9 protein-coding genes are annotated in these 16290 nt (G+C 42.8%); all 9 read right to left on the reverse strand.

Going from position 1 to position 16290, the window contains the following annotated elements:
- Positions 1-42: 42 nt before the first annotated feature.
- Entirely contained in the window at positions 43-1008 is a 966-nt protein-coding gene (locus P343_RS32545) for a ketopantoate reductase family protein (RefSeq protein WP_023511082.1), read from the reverse strand.
- A 119-nt stretch (positions 1009-1127) separates the two neighbouring features.
- Positions 1128-1325: a hypothetical protein gene (locus P343_RS32550; RefSeq protein ID WP_023511083.1), complete on the reverse strand. Its 198-nt coding sequence runs from the start codon at positions 1323-1325 to the stop codon at positions 1128-1130.
- A 163-nt stretch (positions 1326-1488) separates the two neighbouring features.
- Positions 1489-3084, reverse strand: coding sequence for an SH3 domain-containing protein (locus tag P343_RS36465; protein ID WP_023511084.1), 1596 nt, complete (start codon positions 3082-3084; stop codon positions 1489-1491).
- Positions 3085-3396: 312 nt separating this feature from the next.
- Positions 3397-4824 (reverse strand): C69 family dipeptidase, encoded by a 1428-nt coding sequence (locus P343_RS32560; RefSeq protein WP_023511085.1) that lies wholly within the window; start codon positions 4822-4824, stop codon positions 3397-3399.
- Positions 4825-4974: 150 nt separating this feature from the next.
- Positions 4975-6573, reverse strand: coding sequence for a glycoside hydrolase family 32 protein (locus P343_RS0119070; protein WP_031264150.1), 1599 nt, complete (start codon positions 6571-6573; stop codon positions 4975-4977).
- Between the two features lie 221 nt (positions 6574-6794).
- On the reverse strand, positions 6795-8540 hold the full coding sequence (locus P343_RS32565; RefSeq protein WP_051384780.1) for a glycoside hydrolase family 32 protein: 1746 nt from the start codon (positions 8538-8540) through the stop codon (positions 6795-6797).
- A 539-nt stretch (positions 8541-9079) separates the two neighbouring features.
- Entirely contained in the window at positions 9080-10318 is a 1239-nt protein-coding gene (locus P343_RS0119080) for a glycosyl hydrolase (RefSeq protein WP_023511086.1), read from the reverse strand.
- A 147-nt stretch (positions 10319-10465) separates the two neighbouring features.
- Positions 10466-12304 carry a glycosyltransferase family 2 protein gene (locus P343_RS32570; RefSeq protein WP_152525313.1) on the reverse strand — a complete coding sequence of 613 codons (1839 nt, stop codon included), beginning with the start codon at positions 12302-12304 and terminating at the stop codon, positions 10466-10468.
- Between the two features lie 413 nt (positions 12305-12717).
- Positions 12718-16251, reverse strand: a complete 3534-nt coding sequence (locus tag P343_RS32575; protein WP_023511088.1) for a TIM-barrel domain-containing protein — start codon at positions 16249-16251, stop codon at positions 12718-12720.
- Positions 16252-16290: the final 39 nt, after the last annotated feature.

The following is a 16290-nucleotide window of genomic DNA, read 5'->3' on the forward strand; positions in this document are numbered from 1 at the left end:
ATCTTTTTCAGATCTAATACAGTTTTTTAAATTTTTCTTGAATCAATCTGCCGCGTCCGTCGATTTCAACTGCTGAACCTGTTCTGCTAAATGGAGCAGATCAACAAGCATTTCGTGACTTTTCGCCTCTAATCCGTGCTTCTTCGCAGCTTTGACAATATAGCCGTTAATATAGTCCACCTCGGTCGGGCGGCCGTTCACCATATCCTGATACATAGACGGACGATGAAGCGGATTGACCTTTGAGCTCTCATGCTCAATGATTTTCGCCATTTCTTCACGGCTCTGCATGAACTGAACGCCGTCTGCCCGTCCTGCTTCGTATCCTTCTTCAATCAGACGGCGCGTTAGTGCATGCGCTCCTGAATAAGCAACATACTCGCCCATTGTGATGTCCATCAAGGTACACAGTGTATTAATGACTGAGTTCATCAGGAGCTTGGACCACAGAGTGCCCTTGTAATTGGTCTGCAGTGTTGGATTCATTCCTGCTTTTTCAAATTCCTGAACGACCTTCAATGTGAAGGCATCCGGTTTTTCAGTCACATTGACCAACTGGGTATGTGCCGCGCCTTTAGCACCCATGAAGTCAACTTTTCCCGGTGCGTCAAGTACAGTAGCAATCAAAGCGATGCCGGCGATAATTCGTTCATCAGGCACAAACTTCCTGATCACATCAACGGATCCGATTCCGTTCTGATTGGTCAATACATAAGTGTGCTCGCCAATAAAATGGCTGCAGGCGTGCATGGCTTCATCCGACTGCATCTGCTTCGTAAATAAAATCACAAGTTCCGGATTCTGATCATATTCCGACGGTAAGTATACATCAACCGGTACTAGGTGCTGATTCTGATGATCACGTGAGACATAGACCCCTCCTTGTTTGCGGATCGCTCGATAACTCGGTTCCCACGGTTCAACAAAATCAACATCATTTCCCACTTCCTGAAGCAACACACCATAACGTAATCCCATCGCTCCTGCACCAATAACAGCAATTTTCATCTTGTGATCACTCCATTCCAATTATGTATGGGCCAGTCCGGCAAACAAGCCTTCTCTTAAACTCATCATACACCATTGTCGTGGAGTCAGAAATACAAGAAGCAAAGCGATTAGATTAGTTACCCAATCTCAATTTCATCACCGAATATCCCTTTTAAATGGTCATCAAAATGTTCGTGGACCTTCTTAAATTTTTCATCAAATTCATTCTGTGAGATGATCCCCTTTTCCATTAATAAATAAAACAATGCTGTAATCCGCTCGTAATTAAGAACCGCCTCTGAACCAAGTTCAGTCAATATTTCATCATTGGTCATTGAACGCATCTCCCATGGAAAAATTATGTACGTACTCTTGTCTTATCATGAGCCGAGGAACATGTTCTTATCCATGAAAAAAAGCTGAGCAAGAAAACAAATGTTCTCGCTCAGCGTCAGGTTAGTTATCTTTAGAGACCAAGACCAACCTTATTGCAAATCTTTAATTATATCTCGGCACATCAAATTTTAATGTGTAAGTGGAAAGGAGACCATATAAACCTTTGATAATGGTTGCTTGTTTGATCGCCCAGCCAATATCGGAGGCATACTGGTGCGTCGCGGGACCAAGCTTTGCCGGATTCCAACGCATTTTATAGAGTGTGTCCTGATGGTACACAGTACTGTTGATGTAATTACTTCCGATAAATTGGGCGCCGCCGATAATCGCAGCCTCCGGTGTGAACCAGCCCTGTTGATAGGCAAATTCAGCACCTTTGGTATTCGGATCGGAATCCACAGCTCCTATGCCGAACATATTGTATACAGTTTTTGATTCAACCGGCTGTCCGTTTATACTTGAGACCTGAATTCCATTTGCGAGTGGTGACGATCCGTTTCCTGTTTCGAGCAGCGCATGCGCAATCAGATAAATCTCATTGATGTGCTGTTCATTTGCCGCTTGAATGAAGGCTGCCGCTTTACCGGCCAAAATGCCTCTGCCATTTAAAATTTTATTATTCACTTCGTCCGCATTAACGGCAGTTGGTGCCGAGAGATTCAAAAATTGAAACGCTCCATCGGTACCGTTCGGAAAGTTATTAGGATCAAGATTATATTGCACATCGGAAGGCGACGCGTTTACCCATCCTGTGTTGAATTTCACTTGGTACCAGTCATTGTTATCAAACTGCAACACTTGAACTGGTTTCCCCTGCGCCAGTTGTGTAACTACCCATGCATTATTATCGGCACCGCCTCGAACACCCGTATCAGCTGTTGTTAACCACTGGCTTCCATCAAAGAAAAGATTACTTTTTGGAACAAACAGACTGTACTTTGCATCCGTCTGTGGAGACGTGCTCATTTGCTTATTAACCGCGTCGCTAAGTGTGTACGGATACTGGGTCGTCACATAACCAAGATCCGGAGGAGGTGTCGAGCCAAGATAATTCGCCTGAACATAACCGGTCGTCCCATCAACCTGAACCAGAGCATACTTATTTCCTTTTCCGATAACCGTCACCTGATCCCTGATTTGCATCGTCCGCAGCACCTGATATTTTGTACTAGCATGATCGCGAATTTTTAGTGTTGGCGAGAGTACGTAAGCTGTATAGGGAGAAAAAGGAGTCGTCGTTAGGTACTTATTCTGCACATAACCTTTTGTTCCGCCCGCACTAATAAGTGCGTACTTATTCCCTTTGCCTACAACCGTAACTTGGTTACCTAAGGTCAGTGTTTGTCTAACCGCATAGTGGACACTTGCATTGCTGCGGACCTTTAACGTGTAAACCGTCACATAAGCATTATATGCTTTATACTTTTGCCTGCTTAGACTACTCGTCTGTACATAACCCGTGGTTTTGCCATAGCTGATCTTGGAATAGGCACCTCTTATTCCAGTCACCTTTACTTTGTTTCCCATAGTTAATGTGCGCAGTGTCCGGTAATGCGTGCTTGACTGACTTCGAACCTTCAGCGTATACGATTTGACATAAGCACTGTATAAAGTACGCGCATACGCGTGATTTTCAATTGGCAAAAAAGCGGCAAACACGAACACAAGGACCAGCATACCTGTAATAAATTTACGCATATGTAATTTTCAAGCTCCTTCCTTTCGTGATCTACCTTATATGTAGAAAAAAACGATTAATAGGTTTATAGATTGCTAAGAGTTGTTTAAAGATTGATGCGATATCAAAAGCCGCATGAACCGAGGCTAAAGCTATGAGGCCGTATTTCACGTGGATCATTACCCAATAGGCTATTTTAATTTTCTCACATTTTATGGAAATCGTCCATGCAATTCTATCCCGGCCATTAAGCTCACTCTGATCATATACAGAATAAAACCCTAGTAAACGCACTGAAGTTTACTAGGGGTACAGTTCATCTTTTCAATTGCTCACAAGTTCTTATCCATACTAAAGGTCAGTTTCGACAGCGACATAGACGCTGTCGTTAATTCCTGCAAAAGTTCGCGCGTCTTACGCAGTGCCAACTCAGCATTCTGATTGCTGGCATCCGTCAGAATACCGGTGATTTTTTCTTGGTCCGCGTTTTCCGCCTCTTTGTCTGCCTGTGCGATCTTACCCAGAAATTGGCTATGCAAATGATCTTTGTAATCGAGCACCTGCTTCAAAAACGCTGTATAATGCGGTTCGACGATTACAGGAATCGTTTTATAGAGCCAATAGGCTGATGAAAGTGATAATTTCATCGGTGTGACCGCATAAGCTTCAGGCACCGATGTGATGTTTGTATAAAACGGAACATAAGGGCTGAAGGTGCCGGCGAGCGATACCCATTGAATACCCGCGAGTTCATCAGGAACATTCGGACGAATCTGCAAAATATGCGAGTCCTGTGTCCGATTCAGTGAAATGGCGCGGAAAGTCGTTCGTTCTGCTTCACTCCCGCTACCAAGCGGATCATAGGGTGTCTCCTGGTAATGCGAGTCCAGAATATAGGCAATGTCTTCCACACCAATTTTACGATTTGCTTTACGCAGAAACGGCAGGTCATTAGACATCGGATCCTGCTCACATTCCGGATTCAAGTATTTCTGCCCGTACCAGACACGCGGTGTATTGTAGTGATGATCAAAGAGCGTTTGTGTGCCGAAAATGTTTCTGAAGTTGATCGTATCAAAGCCGGTATTCAAGTGGTACTTATCGATAAATTCTATCAAATGTGAGGCCAACATGAAATTATCTTTGTCATCCGGATCGATTTCTTGAATCGCTGTCTGATTTGCAACGACCGCATAGGAATCATCGGGAATACGCTGCGCCACCCATTGATGCCCCGTAGCGATTTCCATGTACCAAACTTCATCTTTATCTGAGAATAATACACCGTTAGATTCTGCTGCACCATAAGTCTCGACAATTTCACCAAGCCTACGCACACCATCACGTGCCGATGTAACGTACGGAAGCACAACTGTCACCATACAATCTTCAGCAATACCGTTTTCGACAAGCGGATCATACCCCAACACACGGGGATTACCATAGATGCTTTCTGTCGCACTCATGCCGACATTTTTTTCATTAATGCCCGCGTCTTCGAACGTCACATAGCGATCCTCTCGATCCGGAATCCCAGTGTATCGGTAACGTTCTTTTGGAAGCGTGATTGTAAATCGATTGCCTGGCGACACATAGACTTCATCTTTTTCCAAGACTTGGTGCGGATGTACCGTTACCCTTTTCGGAACGAGTACTTCATAGCTGTCCCCGTTCCGCGCAATCATCGTTGAGCCGTCAAGTGTCGCACCTTTGCCGACAAGAACTGTCGTGCAAGCCGCATGTGAATTCTTTTGCTGCATCGTGCCATCCCTTTGTCCATGTGATTTAGTCATTCAACTGTTCATTAATCTTTACCTTTTATTCTAGTACATCGTCACTCAACTTTGTAGCATGAAAATCCCAGGTAGATCATAAACAGACCTTCTGTTTATTGTTAAAATCCTCTATCCTCAATCTTGTATTTGATTAAACGTACTCAGTCTCAGATTTGTTAATTTAACAGTGGAAGCATCAGAAAATAAAGTGATTAAATCATCGTTCAGTTCTGAATTGATAACATCACTCATCACATACTTTCCATTATCGATAAACACTTCGACTGTTGTTTTATCTACGAACAACTGGACATGATGTACCTGTTGGTCATTCTTGGTCGCCCATTGATCATTTAGAACGGTTGTGCGTTCAAATCGCTTGAGATACTGATCAGGATTAGGGGTAGAAGATCGATCCAAATAAATCTCTTTACCATCGAATCCAAGCTCAACAAAACGTGTTCCGTCAGCCGATTGCCTGAAACGGATCCCTGCATGATTCGTATTTTTCGTTTGTAGGTTAAATGAAAGCTCATAGGAAACGCCCGTACCGATTACTCTTGTCTTTTCCTTTGTTCCATTCACCGACTGATTAGGAAGCGTTTTTTCTGTTTTCGTGTACGCTTCAAGATTAGGGTTCGGCGCGGAGTATAAATGATAACCTGTTCCTTCCTTTTTCAAATTGATCACGCGAACAAGAGAATCCGTTCCATTGAATCCTTCTTTTTCCCAGGTTACTGTGTTCGTGACATAATCCCAGTTATTCATCCATCCGATTGCATAGCGATTGGTTAGTGGATCATTATCTTTACTGTAATTTTCCCATGTCACGCCCGCGTACCAGTCCCATCCTTGATCAAGCCATTGCTCCTTCTCATTTATCGGACGAAAGGTTTTGCCATCGAAATTGCCGACCCAATAGGCATATGTGTTGGGCTCGCCGATGCTTTTACCATTAGCACCTGTACCAAGGATCCAATGAATTGAACCATCATCCGCTTTCATTTGAAAAAGGTCAGGGCATTCAAATACACCAAGATTATCTTTCGAAAATGTTCCGGTCTTCTCCCAGTGAACCAGATTCTTAGATTGATAGAATCCGAGTTGATTACCTTCTGCTAACACCATGACCCATCGATTGTTTTCAGGATCCCATACAACTTTCGGGTCTCTGAAATCTGTTTTCCCCGGATTGGCAAGAACGGGCTGCTGGCCGTAGGCCTTAAAATGTTCCCCGCCATCGATAGAGTAATACAAAAACTGTGCCTGTGGGCGGTCCGGTTTTGTGGCATCTAGAGCGGTCACAATGCTGACCACCGCATTTTTTCCGAATCCAGCCGTATTTCTTTCATCAACAACCGTTGATCCGCTCCAGATACTCTTTCCATCCGGAGCAAGCGCTTTTGGAATCGCATCCCCCTTATCTTGAAACGAGACAAGATCATTTGATTGAGCCAAGTGATAAGAAGTCCCAATGATATTTTTTGAATAATCTCCGTTGTACAGATAGTAAAAGTTGTAATGTCCATTCACATATACCGGACGCTGCGGATCATTCATCCATTCACTAGGAACGGTAAAATGATAGGTTGGTCGATAATTGAGTTCAGCAGTGGAAGTGTTGGGATCGATATTTTGTTTGGCAACAGCGAGGTCAGGATGAGAAATTGTAAGGGACAACAGCAACACAGCTAAAATAATCGATATATGTTTAACCATATTCATGTGACTCATTCCGTTCTCTCCTCTTCTGAAAACGTTTTTATTTTATTTCCTCACAACAAAAAGAGGCCAGCAGCTCTAAAGCTCAGCGGCCTCTCCAAGACGTTGTCATACCGTTCTTTTCTTCTTTGCCCCACCCGATTAAACCCGTTATTTCCTTCGGATATAGTTCCATCTAACGCGTGTCAAAGGTTGCTCATTTGTTGTATTGCTTCAGATCAGACTTTGACGGATCATTTCTCCCAGATGCTTTTGAAATGTGAAGCGATCGCATGAGTGATCGCGACTTTTCCATTGCTAGCAAAGAAAGACAACTTCTTCGAATCAAGCGGATGATCAGGATTTGGGTAGACAACTTGTGTCAGGACTTTTTCACCATCGTTTACAAACACTTCGATTGAAGACGTATCCACATAAACGGTTAGCTTCACGTTCGTTGGATCTCCCTCTAATTTCACTTTGCTATTTGACCGGCTGATATTTTCTCCATCGGTTGTTCGATCGATATATACCAACTGACTGCGTGGATCATAGCCAACCGTAATATACTTTGAACCATCCTCCGATTCTCTGAGATTGAATCCGAAACGATTCGGTTTCTTTTTATCCTTCCATGAAAAATCAGCGCTCACTTTATACTGTGTGCCCGAGAAATTGTTAATTTGAGACGTCTTATATATTTTTGAGGTGGCGTTTATTTTTCTGTCACCTAAAGAAATCGTCCCCTGACTAAGAGTGTCATCCACTTCACCAACAGGCTGCTGTTTCAGTACATAGCTGTCTCCTTGTTTTTCCAATGAAAGTTCTCTAGGCAGAGTCATTTCACCATGCCATGGCGATGTCTTTTGTTCACCAACATAGGACCAGTTCGACATCCATCCCAGCATAATCGTGCGACCAGGCGTATTGCCAAAAGTGACTCCGGCATAGAAATCTTCACCATAGTCCAGCCATTGTGGATTCTTCATTGTATCCTTTGTTTCAGGAATGAACGTCTTTCCATCAAAATTGCCGATAAAATACTGCATGCCTGAACCGCCGGCAGGTGCACCCTGTTGAACACTGATCGATAACACCCACTTCGTTTGGTTCGTTCCCTTAACCTTCATGGGGATCAAATCAGGACACTCCCAAACTCCGTTTCCAACATCATGTTCCCGTTTGATCGCCGATTGATATGTCCAATCCTTTAGGTTAGTTGAAGTAAAGATATCGACCTCCTGTCCGGATACAAGCGGCATCACCCACTGCTTGTTTGCTTCGTCATAAACTACTTTCGGATCACGGAAGTTGCCGGCATCGCTTGTCGGCACTTGAGTCACCGGGATCACCGGATTTTGATGGTTATATTTTGTAAAGGTTTTGCCTCCGTCCGTACTATAAGCCATATTTTGTTCCTGTACTTCTCGGACACCCAAATAATTACCCCATGAATCTTTACTATAATCATCATCTCTAACAGCGACCTGGTAAGTACTTGTATAGTAAGCAATCAGTGTATTCTTGCCGAATCCCGCAACATTATCTTTATCCAAAATGACAGATCCGCTGAATATATACCGCTTCCCGTTTGGATTTCCAGCGTCCCAGTTTGTCGTCGGGCGCCCAATATAATGAACGGGTTTCGCGTCATCCTTCGTCTTCATCCAGAAATCGACCCATGCATTGTCATCACTTTCCGGAATAGCTACAGGTTGTTCCTTCCAGTGAACAAGATCCGTACTTGTCGCATGCCCCCAGGTCATGTTGCCCCATTGATTGCCATACGGATTATACTGATAGAACATATGATAAACACCGTCATATTTGATCAATCCGTTCGGATCATTCAGCCAATTTTGTTGTGCCGAGTAATGGTATTGATCACGGTAGGGTTCTTGATAATAAGCATCTTCCGCCTTTGCCTTGGTAGATAGAACCGGCAAAGTAATGCCAAGAATTAAAAGCAGCGCGATCCATACCTTCACTATTTTCCTCACGTTAACTCCTCCTTGGTTTAAGCGCTTTCATTTTCATCACCGCTTATGCAACATGATCCGTCAATCAAAAAATGATTTGCCCATCTCGTACTAAGCTCGAATAGCCCAGACTTCAGTCAACAGGCAGCTTACGTTTTCTCTGTGCGGACTATCCATTTGATTTGTAGCAATTTTCGTTCCAGTTTGTGTGTCGTTTTCATATCGTTTGGTATCCGGCAGTAGCAATCCTGGTCCAAAGGGAAAAAGGAGCGGGAATGGATTTCAGTATGGACAACCTTTTGGTCACTAAATCAAAAATACAAAACACTTAGCTTGTAAAATAGCACACTAACCGCCGAAATAAAGCGTTTTCAAAACACTGCCAGCTTCTAATAAAACACATTTTTGGTGGCTTTTAAGAAATTTCATATCTTTTCAGATCAGAATTTCACATCTGCAATAAAAAATCGAATAACCGCCTGCAAAGCGCAGGCGGTTACAAACTTAGCTATAATGCGGAATAGTGATCCGTGATATGAGGGACGACGTTACAAATTCTGTTATTTTTGCTGTGCGCGAAATTCTTTCGCAAAGAGTAAGTATTTATTCTTTCCATTTTTAAGATGTAAGTCATGAACAAAAGCGGATTGTATTTTTTTATTTCCCGTTATTCTCCAATCAACACGATTTCCTTTGGCTTCCATCTCTTTTTTCTTGATATCAAACCAATTGATCATCTTGATCTTAGGAAAGTGAACCGATAGGTCCAAGGCTTGTTTTGTATCACCGAAAGTATTAAAAACCTGATTCCACCAAGCACGCTTAATCGCAAGTTCACTTGCTCCTTTTTGCTTCGTGTTATAAAATGCAGCCGTTTCAGTGATCGCCATTGGTTTTTTATGGGTGCCGTCACTACAAAACAAAGCGTAAAAATCGGGTACCGCACTCATGTAGCCACCTAAGCCGTTATAATTACCGGTGATATAATCGGTAAAACTTCTAGCCTCGGGCAATTCATTCTCGAGCCACGGATATTTATTACCCCAGTGATAGACGGACATTCCGACCCAATCAACTGCATCATCCCCTGGATAATAGGGCGTGTACATATCGTCATGCATCGTTAATTTACCATTCTTGTCCGTATCGAGCACTGAAAAATCATTAGTGCCGCGTTTTGCTTCGTAAGGTCCTCCGGAAAATGGGTAACCACCGCCACTGTTTGGTGCCCAAAGCATGGCTGTATTTTGGGTTTTGGCGTGGATATATTTTGCCAGCGAACGAAATTTTTCCTTGTATAAGGTTGGTTGCTGACTCCAAGGATACCAAGAACCATTCATTTCATGAGCAAAACGCACCATAACACCAAGTCCGTGTTTTTCAATTTTCGCACAGAGCGCAGCAAAGTCACGATCGTCCTTCTTACTTATAGCTTTAAGTCCGTCTAAAGGTTCCAATGTAATTAATAAAATACCGCCTGTTGGGGCAATTTCTTTGGTTAAAGCATTTAACTTATCAATATCCTGCTGTCTCATTGGGAATTTAACAAAAGTCACATAAGAAGCCGGGGTAATGCCTATTTTTGCATCATAGCTGTGAATACTTTTCCTCGTGATATCATCTCTAACGATTCCAAAATAGATACCACGCTGAGGCTCGAGCGGTGCATACCCATCTTTAATTTTTGTCATCTTTTTCGAAGATACTGACTGATCATCACTAGTGGTCTTTGGGTTTGAACATGCTGTGATGACAAAAGATAATAAAAGCACCATGAAAAGTAAAATGGTTTTCTTCACACTGATTCACCTCTACTGATTTGTATTTACTATTGGCCAACTCCGTATTCCTACACATTTACACGGTAATAAACCGGGGAGAAAGAGGACATGTTTTTCTCTCCGGTTATTGGTTCTAAATAAAATTCAGATAAGCCTTGATTCAATTTATTTCCCCGTGAAGGACAATGCTTCCGAATAGATAGGATTTGGAACTGTTCCAGCTTCAATCTCTTTCACTCTTGGAACATGAATATACAAGTATTCAACTAATGCATGGCGTGCGGATTGAGACATCGATGAGATCTCAGATCCAACCATTTTGTTTCCCTGTTTTAAATGAGAAACGTGAAGAACATTAATGTTAAGAGTTACAGGACGATTCAAGTTTAGTTTTAAGGTAACCTGATCGGGCAAGTTGTATTCTGCAGGGATAACAAAGCCTGCACCATTCATCGACAAATTGGTTACTTGCACCGGTAGCGCATGTTTATTCCCCATTTTTATTGTCCCTCGTAATTCAAGAGGAAAACGATAGTCATTTCTCATATATTTACGGTTCAATACCGATAATATGGTAAATCCATACAACCCAGTATTTAATAACACCCAAAATACTGCAGCCAGTGTATCTAGATCAGATAAATTAAATGCAAATGAGATTGATCCGTAAATAATGGACAGAGCACAAAAGAGAAAGCATACAAATAGCGGATTGAGCCGTATCATATCCTGCTTTTTCACTGAGACTTCCACAGTTTTCGGAGTGACTTTGAACTTCAGCTGTTTTTGTAATCCAGCGAAGAGTGTGGCACGAATAAATAAAAACATTTTTAGAATATTAAACCGTTCGACAGCGAAATACCTGAAGTATCCTCTTCCCGATGCAACATTGGCAATCATCCCAAGGACGAAATAAGGCAACCAGTAGTATAAAAATGTAATCGGGCTTACAGACATTGGCAATTGCCCGGACAACAAACACCAGGATGGAATAATCAGGAATATAAGCTTTTGATATGAATCAAAATAGGTCCACATTGAAGCAAAATGGCTCAATCTCTGCTTCCAGGAAAGTCCAGGTAAAATCAAAGGATTTTCTTTGCTGAAGAAAATCTTCATGCCTCCCTGAGCCCAGCGCAATCGCTGTACACTGAAAGCTGTTAAGGTCTGCGGCGCAATGCCATAGGCTAAGACTTCATGATGATATTTTATTTTCCAGCCTTTCGCGTTTAGCCTTAATGACGTCTGAAGATCTTCAGTAACCGACTCAGTGGCCACCCCGCCAACATCCTCAAGTGCAGTTCTCCTCACAAGTGAAGGGCTTCCGCACCAGAATGGAGCACCGAGATTATTCTTTCCAGGCTGAATCACGCGATAAAACAGCTGCTGTTCATGCCATGAAAAACGACTTGCAATATGTTGAACTGAATCAAGATTATAAAATTCTTGAGGAAGTTGAACGACAGAAACCTTTTCATCTTTAAAATAACCTAATGTTTTATCAAAAAAATCAGGTTGCGGGACAGTGTCTGCATCGAATATTGCAATAATCTCTCCGTCCGTTTGTAATAAAGCGTGATTAATATTCCCCGCCTTTGCATGATCGTTATTTGGTCGGGTAATATATGCACAGCCCAAAGATTCAGCTAGCTTTCGTACTTCCGAACGTTTTCCATCATCAAGTACAAAAGTTTGATGGGGATAGGACATATTTTTACATCCGATTAACGTAGCTTCTAGTATTTCAATACTTTCGTTATAAGTGGGCACAAACACATCGACCTTAACAGGAGCACTTGGCGGCAAGGGCTGTTCTTCTTTCAAACGCCATGTCATAAAAGAAAATAATAGAAAGTTCATGATTCCATGAGCTTCAGCTGCAAAAAAAACAATGGAAAAGATCATCGCAGCTGGATTGAAAGTTCCCAACCTCCACCAAAGATAATAGATGAGATAGATTCCCGTACACACCGTGATCGTGTGAATCCATAATTCTCGTTTCAAACGAATCAAATTCCTTTCCTAATTAGACTTCAGCGCCATCCGACCTTCCAATATTCATGTTTTTATTTCACGCAATATACATTCCGAATAACGTTCGTATAGGGACACCTCAGCGAACCGATAAAACACATGTAAAAGCAAAGACCGTTACTTTATAAATTGAGATGGAAAACATCTCAAGAATTCTCCTACTAGTCTCCAAAGCTGCTATTTTCAAATTGTACAATAAAGAGATTACGAGATACAGATGATTCCAGAACTTTCCATAATTTCAGATAATATATACCGGTTCTTAGGTCATATATTGATTGAATATCTAAAGCTAGAAAAAACCCGATCAGCCGCGTACTGATTGGCTAATCGGTTTCAATTTTCACCCTATGCTTTTTTACTTTATAAATCATAGATCCTGATTATTTCTTCACATCTTTGCCCCAGACATAACCTATTTTCCCACTATAGACCACTTTATAATAGTATTTGCCCTTCGTCAGTACGATGATCTTGGTATTCTTTTTCAAATTCCTAATGACATGTGATTTCTTTGAAGCTGCTGAGTACAAGGTATGTTTTTTCGTAAGCTTTCCTGTAAACAAGGACTTGTTGATCGTTTTGCCCCAGACATAGCATTTCGCACCTTTATAACTGATCTTTATCCAGGAACCACTTTTCTGTCCTTTGACGGCCGTACCTTTCGGAAGAGTGGCAACCTTCCGTGCTTTTGTCGAGGCCCCGACACGCACCGCCTGCTTTTGTGTGAGATAACCGGTGAAGGACGTCGCTTTGTCGTGCTTCACCTTCTTGTCGATCGTCAGCTGTACCATACTCAGATGCCAGAGTAGTTCAGTCTTGAGACTCCCGGAAGGTAGCTGATTGACCAGTGTCTGCGCAGCATCAACATCTTTCTGTGACTTACTCGATTCTGCCTTTTCAACTGCAGTCGTCGCAGCAATAAATCGATCTTTGGCTTGTTTGTTTATGAGCTGCTGAACAGTATCTAATCGATCCGACAAACTATTTTTCACGCTGCCGTTTGCTAATTTATCAACTAAAGCTCGGGCATCGTTCAAATCACTCTGAAGTCTACTCGATTCCGCTTTTACAACAGCGCTTGTTGCCGTACCTTCAGCGATCAATTCTTGAACCGCATCCAGACGCTTGAGCAGATTCGTCTTTACATCACCTGCTGCGAGTTTCTCAACAAGCGTATTGGCCGCGTCAACATCTGGTTGAGATTTGCTCGCTTCTGCTTTCTCAACAACTGCCGTCGCCGCTTGTTCAGCTTTAGCTGTATCAATAGCCTGCTGAACTGCCTTGAGTTTGCTGCTTAGATCCGCTTTTACCTGCGCATCGGCGAGTCGCTCAACCAGAGTTTGTGCCGCATCGACATCACTTTGGGATTTGCTCGCTTCTACTTTGGCAACCGCAGCTTTGGCTTCTTCAACGGACGACGCAATGACGATTTGCACGTTATGTTCCTCTGATGCCGGAATACGTACATAGAGCGTACTCGAATCTGAGTCAAAATAATATCCTCTCTGATCCTGGTCGAGATCGTTCGCGTTCTTCTCTTTCGTAAAGCTCGCGCCGCCGGCTGTGATTGAATACGGTTCAGTTGTGCCATGTAGCTTGAGTGTATAGGACTTGATTTTTGAATCATAACCTTGCTTTGTTTTATTTTGTGCAAAAGAAATTATGTCTCCGTTTTTCTTCAGATCAAACTGTGTGGTATTGTACGCACCCTTTTGATAATTAAATGTTTCGCCGTCATCTTCGTAGAAGGCGCTCTGTGCCCCACTCGAAAGATACGTATCCAGAATCAGGTTTGTCAAAGGTTTTTCTTCGGTACTTTGTTGAACATCACGTGTCGGAATGATCGAGTCATCCTTTACATAGATCGGCATAGTCCCCAAATCAGCATCACGTGTAATCGTCTGTCCCCCGTTATAGAACTTGCCGGTCCAGTAATCAATCCAGTTTGCCCCTTCAGGGAGATACACTTTTCGGCTCGTTTTTCCCTCTGAAACCACAGGCGCAACCATGATGCTATTGCCAAGCATGAACTGATCATTGATGTTGTACGTGTTTCCATCATTCTGGAATTGATAGACCAGCGGCTGCTGAACAGGTGCACCTGTTTCAGAAGCAGTAATAAAAGCGTTATAGAGATACGGAAGCAGCTGGTAACGCAGGCTAATGTATTTGCGGGTGATGTCCTCAACTTGCTTGCCAAACTGCCATGGTTCCTGATCTTTCTTGTCAATCGAATAATGGTCACGTGCGAATGGTACAAGCGAACCAACTTCAATCCAGCGGGCAAACAAATCAGGCGTTGCGCGCGGGCCGGCAAAACCGCCGATATCATTTCCTACAAATGGCTGCCCGGAAAGGCCGATGTTCCCGTTCATCGGAATACTCATGGCCAAGTGCTCCCAATCGCTCTGATTGTCTCCGGTCCAAATCGCAGCGTAGCGCTGAGTGCCGGCATACATGTCACGAGTAAGTATAAATGGCCGCTGATTCGGTTTCAGTCGCAGGTATCCGTCATAGGCGGCATGATTCTCTTCATGGGCAAAAATATTATGGAATTCGGCTGAGGTTTGATAGCCAAACACAACATCAAGCGGAGCCGTACCTCCAGGACCATTAAAAATCGACGGCTCATTCATATCATTCCAAATTCCGTCAACACCGGCGTTAAGAAGCGCCGACTGGTTATTGCCCCACCAGTTTCGAACCTCTTCTCTTGAAAAATCAGGGAATACGGAATCCCCTGGCCAGACGGTACCATGAAAAACGGAACCATCCGGGTTTTTGGCAAAATAATTATTTTTAATGCCATCATAATAGACGGAGTAATTATTATCCGCTTTGACACCAGGATCAACGATGGTCACGGCACGGAACCCTTCGTCCTTCAACGTTCTCAATACCTTCTTATACTGAGTATCCCAGGTGAATACACGGTATCCATTCATATAATTAATATCAAATACCATCGTATCTAACGGTATATTTTTGTCGCGATAAGTCTGAGCAACATTCAATAATTCTTCAGGTGTATAACCGTATTTGCTCTGTTGGAATCCGAGCGACCAGAGCGGTGGCTTGTTCATTTTACCCGTAAGATCGGTGTAGGTATTGAGCACATCCTGGATTTTCGGGCCATAGATAAAATAGTACGTCAGCTTGCCGCCATCCGCATAGAAATAGTAATAGCCATTGTTTTCACGAGCCATATCAAAATGCGACTTGTACGTATTGTCAAAGAAAATACCGTAGGCTTTCTGATCTTTGAGTCCGATGAAAAACGGAATGGACGTATACAAACTGTCCGTGTTGTTGTCGTACCCATACGCATCGGTATTCCAAAGGGTCATTTTTTCTCCGTACTTATTCAGATTGCCTGCGCGTTCCCCAAATCCATAAAAACTTTCCCGATCACTTGGGTTCAGTTTCTTATAGACATAGGGCTTACCGTTATTGTCATAACCGCTTCCTTTATCCATGAAATCTTCATTAATTACATTTCCTTGTTTATCCGTGTATTTCACACCAAAAGGCTTTTTGTTGATATAGATATTGATTTTATCGGTAGCGAGCAAATAGGCGTCATCGCTCTCGCTGACCGTAAAATTCGGCGCGTTCCAATCTTTCTTCGCAATGCCCGGAGAAATATATTCTGATTCGCCTTTTTTTAAAACAGACACTTTGGACATCGTTGGTGTAAGCAAGCGAATGTATCCGTCATAGTTACTCCCGAGATCAAGCTTGATTCCGTCATTTTCTTTAGTGTACCCGCTGACGATTAATGGCGTTCGGCCATCTAAAGACAAGCCATCAGCGGAATCTGCATGTACACTGATCGGGCTGAGCAGCATTGGCAGCAGGAGCACTACGCTCAAAATCAGAGAAAGCATACTTTTGAACAGCTTTTTCTCAAACATAACGTAACCCCTTTCATTATTAAAAATGTTCATTATCTC

Source organism: Sporolactobacillus laevolacticus DSM 442 (assembly GCF_000497245.1).
In the GTDB taxonomy this organism is placed as follows: Bacteria; Bacillota; Bacilli; order Bacillales; family Sporolactobacillaceae; genus Sporolactobacillus; species Sporolactobacillus laevolacticus.